Consider the following 16493-nt stretch of genomic DNA (forward strand, 5'->3'; position numbering starts at 1 on the left):
CACGTACCGTGCCGCTTGCGCGCGAAGGAGGACTCATGCTCGCTCAGCAACGGCAGAGCGCCATCCTGGAGCTGATCCGCCAGCGCGGCGGCGTCCGGGTCAGCCACCTGGTCAGCCGCTTCGGGGTGTCGGACATGACGATCCGGCGGGATCTGGAGGTGCTCGCCGAGCGGGGCCTGGTCGACAAGGTCCACGGGGGAGCGACGCTGGCCGGTCCCGGCTCGGCCGAGGAGCCGGGCTTCGCGGCCAAGTCGATCCGGCAGCAGGCCGAGAAGCGGGCCATCGTCGAGCGGGCCGCCGGCCTGGTCGAGCCGGGCATGGCCATCGCGCTCTCCGCCGGCACCACCACCGCCGCGCTGGCCGCCCGGCTGGCCGACGTCCGGGGGCTGACCGTGGTCACCAACTCGATCCCGGTCGCCGACGCCCTCTACCAGAACCCGCGCGCCGACCAGACGGTCGTGCTGACCGGCGGCATCCGTACGCCCTCGGACGCGCTGACCGGGCCGGTGGCCGAGGCGGCCATCGCCGCGCTCAACGTCGACCTGCTCTTCCTGGGCGTGCACGGGATGAGCCCGCGCACCGGGTTCACCACCCCGAACCTGCTGGAGGCGGCGGTCAACCGGCGGCTCATCGGCGCGGCCCGGCGACTCGTCGTGCTCGCCGACCACACCAAGTGGGAGACCATCGGCATCGCCACCATCGCCCCGCTGGAGGAGGCCGACCTGCTCATCACCGACGCCGGGCTGCCGCCGGACGGGCGCCGGCAGATCGGCGAGCAGGTGGGCGAGCTGATCGTGGTCGACGTCGACTGACCACCGCCGCTTTCAGCCACTTCACAGCCGCCCAGGTTAGGGTGCCTTTGGCCCGCTCCACGGTGGAGCGCGCCGACGGTGGGAGCGGAGTGGCGATGGTCTTCAAGAAGATGCTGAGCGCGTTCGGCGTGGGCGGCCCGAGCGTCGACACGGTGCTGACCAACCCGAACACCCGGCCGGGCCTGACCCTGGACGGGCACGTCAACCTGGTCGGCGGCGACGCCCCGGCGAGCATCGAGCAGATCACCGTCGGCCTGGTCACCCGGGTCGAGATCGAGGGCGGCGACACCGAGTACGCCGGTGTCATGGAGTTCCACCGGATGACCGTGAGCGGCCCGCTCCAGCTCGCCCCGAAGCAGCAGCTGTCCATCCCGTTCCAGCTCCCCGTCCCGTGGGAGACCCCGGTCACCGACGTCTACGGCCAGCGCCTGCACGGCATGACCATGGGCCTGCGGACCGAGCTGGCGGTGGCCCGGGCCGTGGACAAGTCCGACCTGGACCAGGTCGCCGTGCACCCGCTGCCGATCCACGAGCGGATCCTCGACGCGTTCCAGGCGCTCGGCTTCCGCTTCAAGCACGCCGACCTCGAGCGCGGTCACATCCGGGGCGTGCAGCAGACGCTGCCCTTCTACCAGGAGATCGAGTTCTTCGCGGCGCCCCAGTACGCCGGGACCATCAACGAGGTCGAGCTGACCTTCGTCACCAGCCAGCAGGGCGTCGAGGTGATCCTCGAGTGCGACAAGCGCGGCGGCTTCCTCAGCGCCGGGCACGACGCCTTCGGCCGGTACGCCGTCCCGCACAGCGACGCCGGCCGGACCGACTGGGTCCAGGTGGTCGACGGCTGGCTGCGGGAGACCACCTCGCGGTACGGCAACCTCCGCGCGCACGGCTTCGGCGCCCCGCACGGGCACCACGGCCACCGGGGCTCCGGCATGGGCGGCATGGTGGCGGGCGCCGCGCTCGGCGTGGCGGGCGGCCTGGTCGCCGGTGAGCTCATCGAGGACGCCTTCGAGGGCGACTTCGGCGGCGACTTCGGCGGGGAGTGACGGCACACGACGATGCCCCCGGGGTGATCCCCGGGGGCATCGTCGTCTCAGGTGTGGCTCCGGTCAGTGTCGGGCCTTGCGCTCCTCACCGCTGCGGAAGTTGCTTCCGGCCTTGGCCAGACCGCGGCTACCCAGGTAACCGATGGTCAGCAGCGTGATGAAGAACCAGGCCTGCGGGGCGCGGAAGATGTCCACCCCGACCGAGTTCTTCCCGACCAGGAAGGACGCCACCAGCACGGCCGCGACGGACGCGACGTACACCCAGAACTCGGTCGTCCGGAGCGACGGCTTGGTCTCGGTGCCGGGCGCGGGGATGGCCTGCTCCCGGTGCCCGTCGTGCATCATCGGCATCGGGCGGGTCGGCGTCTCCTGCATCGCGGCCCGGTTGGACATGTCCTGCGCCGGCCGGTTCATCGGCCTGGTGGATGCAGCCTGCGTGCTCATCTGTCCTCCTCAGGATTGATGAGTCGTTCTCTGCACACCTCCCGCCCCGCTGCCGCAGGTCGGCCACGGCGCGGTTCGCGCTCTGTGGCGGGGGCACCCTCCGTCTACCCGGGGCCCCCGCGAGGTAACACCGGTCCCCGGCCGAATAGGAGCACGCGCGCGGTCGCCGACCGGCCTGCGGCAACCGGTCACCGAACCTGACATCTGGGCACGGAACGGGCGCCGGCCGGTTTCAGCCGGCGGTGGCCGGGCACGCAACGAGGATCCCGAGAGATCTGCGAGGTGGTTGACGTGCGTGAGGACGACATGCGGCAGGACGCCGCCCGGCGGGCCGAGGAGCGGGTCGCCGGCGGTGTCTACGGCGAGGGCGCGCTCGACGAGGTCACCGTGCCGCAGACCGACGTGCTGCGGGTGATCCAGGAGGAGGATCCGGACGATCCGGCGCACGCCCCGGTCGACCCGAACGTGTTGCGCGACGGCGGGCCCACCCGGGGTCAGGGCGCGGTGACCACGACCGGCGGCACCGCCGGCCCGGCGAGCGCCCGCCGCCTGGCCCGCCAGCCGGAGCGGCACCCGGGCAAGGTGGCCCCGACCACCACGGGCGACGCCACCACCGGCGGCCTGAGCACCCCGGCCGGCGGCCCGACCAGCGACGCCTCGTCGAGCGGCAGCCAGGTCGGCAACTTCACCAACGACAAGGCCAACCCGGGCTGACCCGGACCCACCAGAGGGGGCGGCCACGGCCGCCCCCTCCTTGGTGCGTCGATCATGAAGTTGGCGGCGGGAACAGAGATCCACAACGCCGCCAACTTCATGATCACCCGAGTGGGTCGGGGGTGGGTCAGGGGGTGCGGAGGATGCCCAGGCGCTGGGTGGCGCGGGTGAGGGCCACGTAGAGGTCGCTGTGACCGCGCGGGGACTCGGCGACGATCCGGTCCGGGTCCACCACCAGCACCGAGTCGAACTCCAGGCCCTTGGCCTGCTCGGTGGTGAGCACCACCACCCGGTTCGCCAGCTCCGGCTGCTCGCCGACGGTCGCCTCGGGCAGCGCGGCGACGACCGCCGCGCCCAACTCGGCCACCCGGCCCGCCGGCACGATCACCCCGAGCCGGCCGTCGGCCAGCCCGGCCGCCTCCCGGGCGGTCGCCTCGACCAGTTCGGCGGCGAGCCGGTCCGCCGCGACGGACCGGTCCCACGGCGGCACGCCGCTGGCGCGTACGGAGCGGGGTGGGCGCAGCGCCGGGTCGATCTCGGCGAGCACCTCGGCGGCGACCGCCATGATCTCGGCCGGGGTGCGGTAGCTGACCGTCAACTCCTCCAGCCGCCACCGGTCCGCCACGTACGGCGCCAGGGCCTCCTGCCAGGACGGTGTGCCGGCGAGCGCCCCGGTCTGCGCCACGTCCCCCACGATGGTCATCGAGCGGCTCGGGCAGCGGCGCATCAGCAGGCGCCAGGCCATCGGCGACAGCTCCTGCGCCTCGTCGACGATCACGTGCCCGAAGGCCCAGGTGCGGTCGGCGGCGGCACGCTGCGCCGTGGTGAGCCGGTCGGCCTCCTCCTGCCGCTCGGAGAGCCGGTCGGCGTCGATGAGGTCGGTGACGCCGAGGATCTCGCCGCCGTCCGCCTCGTCCTCCACGTCGATCGAGCGGGAACCGCGCCAGATCTCCAGCACGCCCTCGGCGTACTCCCGTTCCAGCGCCCGGATCCGCTCGCGGCGGGCCGCGGCGGCGCGCTCGTCCTCGCCGAGCAGCTCGGCCGCCTCGTCGAGCAGCGGCACGTCGGCCGGCGTCCAGCCGCCCGGCTCCCGGTGCAGCGCGGCCCGCTCGCCGTCGGTGAGCATCGGCGCGGCGGCGGCGATCCGCTCCGGTGAGGCGTACAGGTCGGCGAGCAGCCGCTGCGGGGTGAGCACCGGCCACAGCTCGTCCAGCGCGGACCGGATCTCCGGCTCGTCGCGCAGCTCCCGGCGGATCTCGGCCCGGTCGGCCTCGGAGAGGAGGTTCTCCCCGCCGAGCGGGTCGGCGCCGATCCGCTCGGCCACCTGCTCGGCGAGCGCGTGCACGATCTCGATGTCGAACAGCGCCCGGGCCAGGTTGTGCGGACGCTCGGTGCGCCGGACCCGATCCCGCGCCTGGCGCACGGTCTCCGGGTCGAGCGTGAGGATCTCCCGCTGCGGCAGTTCGATCTCCAGCGGCTCCTCCGGCACCCACTGCCGGTCCCGGACGGCGTTCGCCAGCACCTCGGCCAGCACCACGCGCCCCTTCAGCGCCGCGGTCGCCGCCGGCTCGGTGCGTGCGGCGTGCACGCCGGGGAAGAGGTCGGCCTGGGTACGCAGCAGCACGCCGGTCTCGGCCAGCGCCGGCAGCACCTGGGAGATGTAGCGCAGGAAGGTGGCGTTCGGGCCGACCAGCAGCACGCCCCGGGTGGAGAGCTGCTGCCGGTGCGTGTAGAGCAGGTACGCGGCGCGGTGCAGCGCCACGGCGGTCTTGCCGGTGCCGGGCCCGCCCTGCACCACCATGACGCCCGGCAGGTCGGCCCGGATGATCCGGTCCTGCTCGGCCTGGATGGTCTCGACGATGTCGCGCATCCGCCCGGTACGCCCGGCGTTCAGCGCGGCGAGCAGCGACGCCTCGCCGGTCACCTCCTCGTGGGCGGTGGGGGAGGCGGCGGCGATGTCCAGCACCTCGTCGTTGAGCCCGGTGACCTTCCGCTCCCGGGTACGCAGGTGCCGGCGCCGGCGTACGCCCTGCGGGTTGGCGGCGGTGGCCAGGTAGAAGGCGCGGGCGGCCGGGGCACGCCAGTCGATCAGCAGCGGGTCGTAGTCGCCGGAGGTGTCGAAGATGCCGATCCGGCCGACGTAGCGGCACGAGTCGTCGTCGCCGTCGAGGCGGCCGAAGCAGAGGCCGGTCTCCACGGCGGAGTACTGCTCGACCTGGTCGGCGTACATCTGCACGGCGGAGTCGCGTTGCGACCGGGCCTGCTGCGTGCCGCCGGTGGTGCGCAGCTCCTCGGTGAGCCGCCGGGCCGCCTGGTCCCGCATGCCGTCCAGCCGGTCGTAGAGCATCGAGACGTACTTCTGCTCGTGACCGATCTCGTCGTCCTGGTGCAGCTCACCCGACACGTCGGAGTGCGTTGACAAGCCGGCTCCTCATCGCTTAGAATTGCGCAAGGAATGGCTTTCGGGGCCATTCCTTTTTGTGTTTGAACTGAGAAAGATACCGCGTGGCCGCCCGCCGGACCAAGCCTCGCCGGCCGCCCGCGACGACGTCACACCGCAGGCTCGCACACGACAGCGGGGCCCGGTCGGCGTCACACCGACCGGACCCCACGGGTCTGTTTCGCGGATCTCAGCCCTTCGCCGCCTGGTACAGCCGCTCCGGGGTGACCAGCCCGGCCAGCACCCGGCCGTCGTCGGTGAGCAGCACGCTGAACAGCTTGCCGCTGAGCAGCCGGCCGCTGCCCCAGTCACCGCTCACCCGCTGGAGCCCGCCGAGCACCTTCGACAGCGCCTCCGCGTCCGGCCCGGCCGCCTCGCCCGGCTTCGCGCCCGTCGCGCCGCCGGCCGCGTCGATCCTCGCGACCAGCACCGTGGTCCAGCCGGTCCCGACGGTACGCACGTCCGGCCGGTCCTCGCTCCGCCCCGCGGGGCGCTTCCCGGCCGGCCCGTGCCCGTCGCCCGCCGACTCCTCGGTGACCTTCACACCCGGCGGCGGGTTGAACCGGAACTGGTCGGCGTCCGGGGTGCGGAAGTCCACCTGGGTGAACGCCACCTCGAACGCCGGCTCGTCCGACCCGTCGGCCAGCACCTCGAAGCGCAGCGGCACGTGCTCCTTCGCGTCCAGCGCGATCCGCACCTGGTGCACCAGCGAGTCCCGGTCGCGCGGCGTCAGCACCAGCTCGTAGACGCTGCGGCCCGCGACGGTGGCGGAGCGCCCGACGGTGACCGCCGTGCTCGGGTCGATGGCGGCCAGCGCCCGGTCGGCGGCGTCGGCCGGGGTGGCCGGCGCGGTGTCGAGGTCCTTCCCCTCCGCCGGCAGCGTCCGGTGCGACGCGGCGTTGTCCCGGCTGCTCCAGGTCCAGACGTCGCGCCCGTTGCGCAGCACGTCCCGCTCGCCGAGCGTGTCGACCAGGGCGAGCCGCTGGCGGTCGGGGCCGGCGTACCAGACCCGGATGGTGTGTGTGCCGCTGACCAGGCTGGCCAGCTCGTTCCCGCCGGCCTTCCCGGCCAGCTCGGCGATCGGCGGCAGCCCGAGGTCGGCCCGCTGCACCAGGGTGCCGGAGAGCCCGTCGAGGCGGGACGTGCGCAGATCCTCCAGGAGCTGGGCGGCGGTACGCGGCGGCAGCGCCGGGTCGGCCCCGGCGGCGAACGTGCCGACGGCGGCGCCGCCCCCGATCACGGCGACCCCCGCGGTCACCGGGACCAGCCAGCGCAGCACGGCGCGGTTCTTCAGTACGGACATGGTGTGCACCTCCTGACGGTAGATGGTGCACGGGGGACGCTGTGAGAGCGCTGAGGAGAATCCCTAGGGGGTGTCACCGGATGGCACCCTTGACCTGTGCGGTTGCTGGTGGTGGAGGACGAGACGCGGCTGGCCGCGTCGCTGCGGCGGGGCCTGTCGGCGGAGGGCTTCGTGGTGGACGTCGAGTCCACCGGTCCGGGTGGGCTGGAGGCCGCCCGGCACGGCGACTACGACGCCATGATCCTCGACGTGATGCTGCCCGGCCTCTCCGGCTACGAGGTGGTCCGCCGGCTGCGCGCCGAGGAGCGCTGGCTGCCGGTGCTCATGCTCTCGGCGAAGGACGGCGAGTACGACCAGGCCGACGGGCTGGACTGCGGCGCCGACGACTACCTCACCAAGCCCTTCTCGTACGTGGTGCTGCTGGCCCGGCTGCGGGCGCTGCTGCGCCGGGGCGCGCCGGAGCGTCCGGCCGTGCTCGCGGTCGGCGACCTGCGCCTGGATCCGGCCCGGCGGCGGGTGACCCGGGCCGACGCCGAGGTGGCCCTGACGACCCGCGAGTACGCCCTGCTCGACTACCTGATGCGCCGTCCCGGCGAGGTGGTCTCCAAGACCGAGCTGCTGGACCACGTCTGGGACGCGTCGGTGGAGACCGCCCCGAACGCGGTCGAGGTCTACGTCGGCTACCTGCGCCGCAAGATCGGCCGGGACCGGCTGGAGACGGTCCGCGGCGCCGGCTACCGGCTGACCACATGAGGCGCCGGATCAGAGCGCTCCTGCCGGACCTCGGGCTGCGGTCCCGGCTGCTCGTGCTCGGGGTGGCCGGCCTGGTCGTCGGGTTCGCGCTCGGCGGGGCGCTGCTGCTCGGCGCGCTCGGCTGGACGTTGCAGCGCTCGGTCGACGCCGAGGCGCTCCGGACGGCGGACGCCGTCGCGCTGCTCGCCGCGGAGGACGCCCTGCCCGATCCGCTGCCCGTGGCCGGCGGGCAGCTCCGCGTCCAGGTCGTCGACGGCGAGGGCCGGATCCGGGCCGCCTCCATCGACGCCGACCGGCTGGTGCCGATGCTCGGTCGGGACCAGCTGCGCGCGGGGGAGCGCCAGCGGCTGGTGGTGGACGGGCGGCGGGTCGGCCTCACCGGGCCGGTCCGGGTGGTGACCGTGCCGGCGGGCACGGCCGACGAGCCGCGCACCGTGCTCGTGGCCAAGTCGATGACCGACGTCCGGCACAGCCTGCACGTGGTCCGGAACCTGCTGCTGGTCGGCTTCCCACTCCTGGTGGCCGGGCTGGCCGTGGTGGCCTGGCGGGCGGTGGGGGCGACCCTGCGCCCGGTGGAGGCGCTGCGCAGCGGAGCCGCCGAGATCACCGGCCGGGCCGGTGCGGAGCGGCTGCCCGTGCCGGCCGGGCGGGACGAGATCCACCGGCTGGCGGTCACCCTCAACGACATGCTGGACCGGCTGGCCGCGTCCCGGGACCGGCAGCGGGCGTTCGTCGCCGACGCCGCGCACGAGCTGCGCAGCCCCGTCACCAACATGCGCACCGAGCTGGAGGTGGCCCGGCGGCTGGGCGACCCGGACTGGCCGGCGGTGGCGGAGAACCTGCTCGCCGACACCGAGCGGCTCAGCCGGCTGGTCGACGACCTGCTGCTGCTGGCCCGCCTCGACGAGCAGGCGGCCCGGCCGGAGCGTCCCGCGCCGCACGCCGTCGGCCCGGTGGAGCTGGGTGAGCTGCTGCGCGGGGTGGCCGGGCGCTACCCGTCCCCGCCGCTGCGCCTGGCGCCGCCACCCGGCCCGCTCTGGACCGAGGGGGACCCGGGGGAGCTGCGCCGGGTGCTGGTCAACCTCGTGGAGAACGCGCTGCGGCACGCGCACGCCGAGGTGCGGCTCGCGGTCACCGGCCCGCACCCCGGGCCGCCCGTGCCGCGGCAGCGCGGCGGGTCCGCGTACCACCTGGTCACGGTGACCGACGACGGACCGGGCATCCCGGCGGCGGACCGGGAGCGCGTCTTCGCCCGCTTCACCCGGCTGGACGACGCGCGGGGGCGCGACGCGGGCGGCGCGGGCCTGGGCCTGGCCATCGTGCGCGAGCTGGTCCGCCGGGCCGGTGGCGCCGTCGAGTTGGCCGACGCGGCGCCGGAGGCGGCCGCGCCGGGGTTGCGGGTGACGGTACGGCTGCCCGCGCTGGCCGACCCCGACCCGGAGTGACCGGTCAGCGGCGCCGCTTCGTGCAGACCGGGGTGGTCCGGGCGACCGTGTCGGTGGACCAGACGACCGCGACCGTGAAGCAGTAGTCGGTGGTGCGGTCGAGGCCGTAGGCGATGTAGTCGACCGAACCGGCGGGCAGGGTCAGGAAGGTGCGCTGCGGCTGCCCGGAGCGGCCCCCGGCGACCACCACGGGGCCCTCCGCGCCGGCCGGGTACGTCCAGCTCAGCACGATGCTGTCCCGCCGGTCGGTCAGGGTGAGCCGACCGGGCGGGGTGCCGGGGGAGGCGGCCGGGGCGGCGCTCGGTGTGCCCGTGGTGGGGCCGGCCGAGGAGGCGCGGCCGGTGGGCGCGGGCGCGGGGGCGTCCCGCCGGTCGTCCACCCGGGACACGCCGGCGATCACCGCGATGGTGCCGAGCAGCAGCGCCACCACCACCCCGGCCACCACGAGCGGCAGCCAGGGCGTGGTCCGGCCCTCGGCGGCGGGCGGCCGGGGCACGTGCACGGGCAGGTACGGCGACGGCGCCCCGGGTTCGGTGGCCGGGGGCACCCGGTGTACGCCGTCGGGCTCGGCCTCGGTCAGGCCGACCACGGTCGGCGGGAGGGCGCTCTCGCCGGGCCGCCAGGGCTCCTCGGCCGGCTCCTCCGGCGGCCACGGGTAGTCCGCGAACGCCTCGTCGTCGGCCTCGGGCGGGGTGCGGGGCGTCGGCACGTGCGCGGCCTCGGCCCGGTCCGGCGGGCGGTAGAGCGGCGTCTCGACCGGGTCGTCGAGCGTCGGTGGCTGGTAGGGCGGCAGGTCGGGCGGGCCCTCGGCGGGCGGGGGGACGCGGGCGGCGGGAACCACCGGGGTCTCCCGGGCGGGCGGTTCCGGCGTGTCGCAGACGTGGTCCGGGTCGGCGGCGGCGCGGGCCAGCCCGGCGATCTGGGTGGCGAGCGGGTCGTCGGCGGCCAGGTGCTGCCGGCACAGCTCTTCGGCGAGGGCCAGGTGCTCGTGGGACTCGGCGTAGCGGCCGCAGTCGCGTTCCATGGCGCCGAGCTTGGCCAGCATCTTGATGCCACTGGGGTGGCCGTCGCCGTAGACCTCGCGGTGCAGCTCCCAGGCGTCCTGCAACCGGTCGCGGGCCACGTCGCACTGGCCGCGGGCGTATTCCACGGTGGCCAGGTCGGCGTGCGCGGCCAGCACCCGCTGGGACTCCGGCCCGTCCCGGGCGGTCAGTTCGATGATGACGTCGGAGTAGAGCCGGGCGGCGCGGGCGTCGCTGCCGACCCGGTGCAGCACGGCGGCCAGGGTGGCGGCGGCGGTGACGGTCCGCTCGTCGGAGCGCCCGAACAGCCGGGAGGTCGCCGCGTACGCGAACGCGGCCCAGCCGCGGGCGGAGTGCGGTTCGCCGAGCGCGACGAGCACGCGGGCCTGGAGACCCGCGGCCTCGGCCAGCTCGGCGGAGGCGTTGGCGGGACGGGGGTCGGCGTCGCTCAGCGCGTCGGCGAGCAGTCGCTGGGCGCCGGCGAGGTCGCCTTCGGACACCAGGTGGTGCGCCTGGACAGTCAGGTCAGCGAAGCCGGAGGACACGCCCCATCGTGCTCATCCGGCGACGGTAAGTACAAGCCCCGCTGTGGATCAGTTTGGTCGCGATCCGGTCAGGTGCTCGGCGAGTGTCTCGCTGATCCGCCGCAGCTGGTCGACCTGGGCCGGGCTGAGCGCGTCGAACAGGTGCCGGCGTACCCCGTCGACGTGGCCGGGCGCGGCGGCGGCCAGGGTGGCGAAGCCGGCGTCGGTGAGGACGGCGAGCTGGCCGCGGCGGTCGGTGGGGCAGTCCTCCCGGCGGATCCAGCCGGCTGCCTCCAGCCGGGCGGCGGCGTGCGAGAGCCGGCTGCGGGAGGAACCGGTGGCGTCGGCCAGGTCGCTCATCCGCAGCCGCCGGTCTGGGGCCTCGGAGAGCCGGACCAGGATCTCGTAGTACGCGTGCGGCATCCCGGCGTCGCGTTGCAGCTCGCGGTCGAGGGTGTCCATCAGGGCCCGGGAGGCGGTGAGGAACGCCCGCCAGGTCCGCTGCTCGTCAGGGTCCAGCCACCGGGTCATGACGGCCATCATAGCGCCTGTTGTTGAACGCTCAACCAAAACGCGCTACCGTCGGTGGCATGGGAATCCACCGGCTCAACCACGCCGTCCTCTACGTCCGTGACCTCGACCGCAGCGTCGCCTTCTACCGCGACGTGCTCGGCTTCCGCCCGGTGCCGATGACGCCGGACGGCTTCCGCGGTGCCGCCTTCCTCCAGGCGCCCGACTCCACCAACGACCACGACCTCGGGCTGTTCGAGATCGGCGCGGCCGCCGGGGCCTCCCCGGCCGGGCGGTCCACCGTCGGCCTCTACCACCTCGCCTGGGAGCTGGACACCCTGGACGAGCTGGCCGCCACCGCCGAGCGGCTGGCCGCCGCCGACGCCCTGGTGGGCGCCTCGGACCACGGGACCACCAAGAGCCTCTACGGCCGCGACCCCGACGGGCTGGAGTTCGAGATCGTCTGGATCATCCCCGCCGACCTCCTCGACGAGGGGGCCCTCGCCGCGCGCAAGCGGATCGGCCGGCTCGACCTCGACCGTGAGCGGCAGCGCTACGGCGGCCAGACCCGCGGCGGCGTGGGCATCTCCGTTCCCGCCTGACGGGGGATGGGGTAGAACGGCAGGATGTCGACCGACGCCGTCCTGCGCGAGCTGCTCGTCCGCCAGCTCGACCACTGGCTGCCCGCCGCGCTGCACCGCTCGCGGCGGGCCACGCTGGCCCTCGCGTACGCCGGGAGCGACGTCGCCGGCGCCGAGGCGGCGCTGCGGGTGGTGGCCGAGTTCGCCGACCGGCTGCGCGGCCGGCGGCTGACCGTGCTGGTGCTCGCCGACGGCGGCGCGGAGCTGCCGGCCCGGTTGGGCGCGGCGGAGGCCGCCCTGCCGGCGGACGTCGCCGTGCACGTGGTGCCGGGCCGGCCGGACCGGCTGCCGGTGGCGCTCAAGGCGGCCGGCGCGGCGGGCGCGCCGCTGTTCACCATGGTCGACGGCGGGGAACCCGACCCCGTCCTGCTGGCCGCCGCCGCGTCCGGCCGTCCGGCCGAGGTGCTGCTGGTCACCGCGCCCGGCCGGTCGCTGCGCCCGGCGCTGACCGCGGCCGGCTTCCCGCTGGTCACCGAGGTCGAGCTGGTGCCGGCCGACGGCGGGCCGGCCCGGCTGCTCGGCTACGCCACCGGCTCCGACCGGGGCCTGGAGACGGTCAAGGACGCCCTCTGGGCGGTCGACGAGTACGCCGGGGTGCGCTACCGGGACCCGGCCGACCCGGCGGGGCGGCTGCTCGACATCAGCCTCGATCCCGAACCCGGCCCGCTGCGCCGCGAACTGCTGGCCGAGCTCGCCCGCTCCGGCCCGCGTACGGTGACCGAGCTGCGCCGCTTCGCCGCCACGTCGACCGTCTACCGGGCCGCGGACGCGAACCGGGCGCTCACCTCGCTGCTCGCCGCCGGCGCGGTGACCCGCGACCCGGGGCACGGCCGCCTCGGCGGCGACGTGGTGATCAGCGCCGGTCCGGGCGGGGCCGCTGGGTCATCTGCTTGACCACGATGGACGCCCCGGTGGCGATCACCCCGATGCTGAAGACCATCTGCGCGCTGACCACCAGCCGGGCGATCTGCCCCTCGGCGGTGACGTCGCCGTAGCCGACGGTGGTGAGCGTGGCCAACGCGAAGTAGAGCGCGTCGATCCGGGTCCGCAGGCCGACGAACTCGCCGGGGCGGGTGTTCGCCACCACGTGGTCGGCGAGGGCGAAGACCAGCAGCCCGGCGATGAGCGCGACGGCGAGCCGGATCAGCGCCCGGGTCTCCGCGTCCCCGGTGGGCTGGGTGGCGGCGAGCTGGCGGCGTACCTGGCCGGTGACCAGGAAGGCGACCACAATCACCAGGACCAGGGTGCCGGCGGAGCGCAGGGCCAGCCGCAGGCCGTTCGGGTCGGGCTCGACGGGGACGACGAAGTAGGCGAGCAGCAGCAGCGCGACGGCCGCCGCGGCCCGCCGCCGCTGCCGCCGGAAGGACTGGTCCGCCACTCCGCGATTCTCCGTCCGGACGGGGCTCCCGTCGGCGGAACGGCGAAGCCGGCCCGGACGCCGAGCGGGGTGCCGGTGAACCACCGGCACCCCGCTCGACGTCGGGACGTCACGCCCGGGACTTGTCCTGCTTCCAGGAGAGCGGCCCCGGCAGGTCCACGCGGTGGGCGCGGGTGTTGGAGTTCCACGACCACCGACCGATCTTGATGCTCCAGGACGAGAAGCCGTTCTCGGTGAAGTGGAGGATCACCGGACCGTACTTCTGGCGCTTGCGGAACTGGATGCCCATGGGGTCCTCCTTCGTCTCCCTGCGTCTGCGGGATCGAACATGCCCGAAACGACGGTTCACGAAACCCGGTCGGATCCGGTCTGGACGGTGCCCGTCCCGCCCGTCACAATCTCTATCCAACGGGTAGGTGTTAAGGGGCGGTAAATCCTGGTGGTGACGGGTCGTAACAAAGCCAGCGATGCAAGTCTCACTCTATGGAAGGGCATTGACCGGCGCGGAGATCGGTCGGCAGCATGAGGTCATGTCGCAGCGGGACGACCTTCTCCTCACCGCTCGCGTGCACGTCGACCTGGTCCGGCACGCGAGCGCGCTCTGTTGAGCTGACCGCTCTCGGTCGTCGCATCTCCTCCGCTCGTCCGCTCCCGTCGCCGGCGCATCGTGGCCCGGCCGGCAGCGGCGTGCTCACGCGCCCCTCGCGGGCCCTCGCCACCGCATCGTGGACAGATCAGGAGACCTCTCCATGCCCTCGACCCGTCAGTCGCTGCGGCGTACCCTCGCCGCCGCTATCACCCTGCTCGCCCTCACCGCCGCCACGGGCTGCGGCACCGACGCCGCCGCCGGCGGCCGGCAGACCAAGGAACTGCGCTACCAGGGCTCGGTCGGCCAGGTGACCCTCCCCGAACTCGCCGCCGACCTCGGCTACCTCGGCGACGTGAAGCTCAACTGGATCGGCAACGTCACCGGCGGCCCCGCCGACCTCCAGGCCACCGCCACCGGCCAGACCGACTTCGGCGGCGCCTTCAACGGCGCCATCGTCAAGCTCCGGGCCGCGAACGCCCCGATCACCGCCGTGGTCGCCTACTACGGCTCCGACGCGCAGACCTTCCAGGGCTACTACGTCCTCGAGGACAGCCCGATCCGCGGACCCCGCGACCTCATCGGGAAGAAGGTCGGCATGAACACCCTCGGCGCGCACGCCGAGGCGGTGCTCAAGACGTGGCTGGTCAAGGGCGGCCTCACCCCGGCCGAGATCGCCAAGGTCGAGCTGGTCGCGCTGCCCCCGGTCAACCTCGAACAGTCGCTGCGGCAGCGGCAGATCGACGTCGCGGTGCTCGGCGGCGTGATCCGGGACAAGGCCGTCGCCGCCGGCGGCGTCCGCACCGTCTTCACCGACTACGAGCTGCTCGGCGCGTTCAGCGGGGGCAGCTACGTCTTCCGGGACGACTTCATCAAGCGCAACCCGGAGACCGTCCGGGCGTTCGTCACCGGGGTGGGCCGGGCCATCGAGTGGGCGCGAACCCAGCCCCGGGAGACCGTCGTGGCCCGGCTGGAGTCCATCATCGCCAAGCGCGGCCGCAACGAGGACCCGTCGCTCGTGAGGTACTGGAAGTCCAGCGGGGTGGCCGGCAAGGGCGGTCTCATCAGCGACCGGGAGTTCACCACCTGGATCGACTGGCTGGCCGGCTCCGGCGAGCTCAAGGGCGAGCGGCCGAAGCCCGCCGACCTCTACACCAACAGGTTCAACGAGGTCGCCACCGGCGGTGGCGCGTGAGCACCGACAAGATCCTCTTTGACCGGGTGACGAAGGTCTTCCCGGGCCGGCGGGGCAGCGGCGGCGCGGTCACCGCGCTCGACGAGCTGACCCTCGGGGTACGCCCCGGCGAGTTCCTGGTCGTCGTCGGCCCCAGCGGCTGCGGCAAGTCCACCCTGCTCGACCTGCTCGGCGGGCTCTCCACCCCGACCGGCGGGCAGGTGCTGGTGGACGGCCGCCCGGTCACCGGGCCCGGCCTCGACCGGGGCATCGTCTTCCAGCAGTACGCGCTGCTGCCCTGGCGCACCGCCGCCGGCAACGTCGCGTTCGGACTGGAGGCCAAGGGCGTGCCGCGCGCGGAGCGCGCCGAACTCATCGCCCACCACCTCGACCTGGTCGGGCTCGCCGGGTTCGCCGACCGCTACCCGCACGAGCTGTCCGGCGGCATGAAGCAGCGGGTGGCCATCGCCCGCAGCCTCGCGTACGACCCCGACGTGCTGCTCATGGACGAGCCGTTCGCGGCGCTCGACGCGCAGACCCGCGACTCCCTCCAGGACGAGCTGGTCCGGATCTGGCAGGCCACCGGCAAGACCATCGTGTTCATCACCCACGGCATCGACGAGGCCGTCCACCTGGGCCAGCGGGTCGCCGTGATGACCTCCCGCCCGGGGCGGATCAAGGAGGTCATCGAGATCGAGCTGGGCGACCGGGAGGCCGAGGAGGACGTCCGGTCCTCCGACGCCTTCCGGCACCACCGGCACCAGATCTGGACGCTGCTGCGCGACGAGGTGCGGGCCGCCCAGTCCGCCGTACGAGAGGAGGCCCGCGTTGGTTGACATCGCCGAACGCCCCGCCCGCCCGGCGGCCCGGCCCGCCGTGCCACCGTCGGCGGCTCCCGCCGCCGCGCCCGCCCTGCCGGGACGGCTGCTCGGGCTCGGCGGCCGGGCCCTGCACCGCAGCGTCGCCCTGCTGGCCCTGGCCGCGATCTGGGAGACCGCACCCCGCGCCGGTCTGGTCGACCGGGTCTTCCTGCCGCCGCTGTCCGAGGTGCTCACCGCCTGGTGGACGCTGCTGCGCAACGGGCAGCTCGCCGACCACCTCGGCGCGAGCCTGACCCGCTCGCTCACCGGACTGGCCCTGGCCGTGGCCGCCGCCATCCCGCTCGGCCTGCTGATCGGCTGGTACCGGCCCCTCGCCGACCTGCTCAGCCCGCTGCTGGAGGTGTTCCGCAACACCGCCGCGCTGGCGCTGCTGCCGGTCTTCGTGCTCATCCTCGGCCTGGGCGAGACCTCCAAGATCGCCCTGGTGGTCTACGCCTGCTCCTGGCCGATCCTGCTGAACACCATCGCCGGGGTGAAGGGGGTGGACCCGCTGCTGGTCCGCTCGGCCCGCTCGATGGGACTCAACCACCTGCGGCTGTTCCAGAAGGTGATCCTGCCGGCGGCCGTGCCGACCATCTTCACCGGCGTCCGGCTCGCCGGGGCGTACTCGATCCTCGTGCTGGTCGCCGCCGAGATGGTGGGCGCCAAGGCGGGGCTCGGCTACCTCATCAACTACGCCCAGTACAACTTCGCGATCCCCGACATGTACGCCGGCATCATCACGATCTCCGCCATCGGCCTGGTCGTCAACCAGCTCCTCGTCGCCGGGGAACGCCGCTTCTCCACCTGGCGCGTCGACGTCACCGCCTGAGAGGAAACC

The 16493-nt window shown here is 74.3% G+C and carries 18 protein-coding genes; 11 read left to right on the forward strand and 7 right to left on the reverse strand.

What is annotated here, in order from left to right:
- The first annotated feature begins 35 nt into the window (after positions 1 to 35).
- Both FXF50_RS26535 and FXF50_RS26540 read left to right on the forward strand, forming a co-directional pair.
- Positions 36 to 812: a DeoR/GlpR family DNA-binding transcription regulator gene (locus FXF50_RS26535; RefSeq protein ID WP_148431666.1), complete on the forward strand. Its 777-nt coding sequence runs from the start codon at positions 36 to 38 to the stop codon at positions 810 to 812.
- Positions 813 to 907: 95 nt separating this feature from the next.
- A complete protein-coding gene (locus FXF50_RS26540) occupies positions 908 to 1858 on the forward strand; it encodes a sporulation protein (protein ID WP_148431667.1) in 951 nt (316 codons plus the stop codon).
- Positions 1859 to 1921: 63 nt separating this feature from the next.
- Here the strand turns inward: FXF50_RS26540 and FXF50_RS26545 are convergent, their stop codons facing one another.
- Complete coding sequence (locus FXF50_RS26545; protein WP_148431668.1) at positions 1922 to 2302, reverse strand: hypothetical protein; 381 nt, start codon at positions 2300 to 2302, stop codon at positions 1922 to 1924.
- Positions 2303 to 2593: 291 nt separating this feature from the next.
- Between FXF50_RS26545 and FXF50_RS26550 the strand changes: the two genes are divergently transcribed.
- On the forward strand, positions 2594 to 3016 hold the full coding sequence (locus FXF50_RS26550) for a hypothetical protein (RefSeq protein WP_148431669.1): 423 nt from the start codon (positions 2594 to 2596) through the stop codon (positions 3014 to 3016).
- 127 nt (positions 3017 to 3143) lie between these two features.
- On the opposite strand, the gene FXF50_RS26555 is transcribed toward FXF50_RS26550, so the two are convergent.
- Both FXF50_RS26555 and FXF50_RS26560 read right to left on the reverse strand, forming a co-directional pair.
- Positions 3144 to 5363 (reverse strand): AAA family ATPase, encoded by a 2220-nt coding sequence (locus FXF50_RS26555; protein ID WP_187399835.1) that lies wholly within the window; start codon positions 5361 to 5363, stop codon positions 3144 to 3146.
- 283 nt (positions 5364 to 5646) lie between these two features.
- Positions 5647 to 6759 (reverse strand): sigma-E factor regulatory protein RseB domain-containing protein, encoded by a 1113-nt coding sequence (locus FXF50_RS26560; RefSeq protein ID WP_148431671.1) that lies wholly within the window; start codon positions 6757 to 6759, stop codon positions 5647 to 5649.
- Positions 6760 to 6855: 96 nt separating this feature from the next.
- Between FXF50_RS26560 and FXF50_RS26565 the strand changes: the two genes are divergently transcribed.
- Both FXF50_RS26565 and FXF50_RS26570 read left to right on the forward strand, forming a co-directional pair.
- On the forward strand, positions 6856 to 7512 hold the full coding sequence (locus FXF50_RS26565) for a response regulator transcription factor (RefSeq protein WP_148431672.1): 657 nt from the start codon (positions 6856 to 6858) through the stop codon (positions 7510 to 7512).
- Positions 7509 to 8957 carry a HAMP domain-containing sensor histidine kinase gene (locus FXF50_RS26570; RefSeq protein ID WP_148431673.1) on the forward strand — a complete coding sequence of 483 codons (1449 nt, stop codon included), beginning with the start codon at positions 7509 to 7511 and terminating at the stop codon, positions 8955 to 8957. Before FXF50_RS26565 ends, FXF50_RS26570 begins: the two co-directional genes overlap by 4 nt.
- Positions 8958 to 8961: 4 nt before the next feature.
- On the opposite strand, the gene FXF50_RS26575 is transcribed toward FXF50_RS26570, so the two are convergent.
- The gene (locus tag FXF50_RS26575; RefSeq protein ID WP_148431674.1) at positions 8962 to 10524 is read right to left on the reverse strand and encodes a tetratricopeptide repeat protein; all 1563 of its coding nucleotides are present in this window, start codon (positions 10522 to 10524) and stop codon (positions 8962 to 8964) included.
- Between the two features lie 48 nt (positions 10525 to 10572).
- Positions 10573 to 11043, reverse strand: a complete 471-nt coding sequence (locus tag FXF50_RS26580; protein ID WP_148431675.1) for a MarR family winged helix-turn-helix transcriptional regulator — start codon at positions 11041 to 11043, stop codon at positions 10573 to 10575.
- Between the two features lie 50 nt (positions 11044 to 11093).
- Between FXF50_RS26580 and FXF50_RS26585 the strand changes: the two genes are divergently transcribed.
- Positions 11094 to 11615: a VOC family protein gene (locus tag FXF50_RS26585; RefSeq protein WP_148431676.1), complete on the forward strand. Its 522-nt coding sequence runs from the start codon at positions 11094 to 11096 to the stop codon at positions 11613 to 11615.
- Between the two features lie 24 nt (positions 11616 to 11639).
- Positions 11640 to 12548, forward strand: coding sequence for a hypothetical protein (locus FXF50_RS26590; protein ID WP_148431677.1), 909 nt, complete (start codon positions 11640 to 11642; stop codon positions 12546 to 12548).
- On the opposite strand, the gene FXF50_RS26595 is transcribed toward FXF50_RS26590, so the two are convergent.
- A complete protein-coding gene (locus tag FXF50_RS26595; protein WP_148431678.1) occupies positions 12508 to 13032 on the reverse strand; it encodes a potassium channel family protein in 525 nt (174 codons plus the stop codon). The two genes, FXF50_RS26590 and FXF50_RS26595, sit on opposite strands and share 41 nt — an antisense overlap.
- Positions 13033 to 13141: 109 nt before the next feature.
- Positions 13142 to 13321 carry a DUF4236 domain-containing protein gene (locus FXF50_RS26600; RefSeq protein ID WP_148431679.1) on the reverse strand — a complete coding sequence of 60 codons (180 nt, stop codon included), beginning with the start codon at positions 13319 to 13321 and terminating at the stop codon, positions 13142 to 13144.
- Between the two features lie 241 nt (positions 13322 to 13562).
- Between FXF50_RS26600 and FXF50_RS30320 the strand changes: the two genes are divergently transcribed.
- The 4 genes from FXF50_RS30320 (at position 13563) to FXF50_RS26615 (ending at position 16484) form a co-directional block, all read left to right on the forward strand.
- Complete coding sequence (locus FXF50_RS30320; protein ID WP_370464162.1) at positions 13563 to 13640, forward strand: putative leader peptide; 78 nt, start codon at positions 13563 to 13565, stop codon at positions 13638 to 13640.
- A 141-nt stretch (positions 13641 to 13781) separates the two neighbouring features.
- Positions 13782 to 14813 (forward strand): ABC transporter substrate-binding protein, encoded by a 1032-nt coding sequence (locus tag FXF50_RS26605; RefSeq protein ID WP_148431680.1) that lies wholly within the window; start codon positions 13782 to 13784, stop codon positions 14811 to 14813.
- Positions 14810 to 15628 (forward strand): ABC transporter ATP-binding protein, encoded by an 819-nt coding sequence (locus FXF50_RS26610; protein WP_148431681.1) that lies wholly within the window; start codon positions 14810 to 14812, stop codon positions 15626 to 15628. The genes FXF50_RS26605 and FXF50_RS26610 overlap by 4 nt, the downstream gene beginning before the upstream one ends.
- Positions 15621 to 16484, forward strand: coding sequence for an ABC transporter permease (locus FXF50_RS26615; protein ID WP_148431682.1), 864 nt, complete (start codon positions 15621 to 15623; stop codon positions 16482 to 16484). Before FXF50_RS26610 ends, FXF50_RS26615 begins: the two co-directional genes overlap by 8 nt.
- Positions 16485 to 16493 lie beyond the last annotated feature (9 nt).

It is taken from the genome of Micromonospora sp. AP08, from assembly GCF_008085935.1.
Taxonomy (GTDB): domain Bacteria; phylum Actinomycetota; class Actinomycetes; order Mycobacteriales; family Micromonosporaceae; genus Micromonospora; species Micromonospora chersina.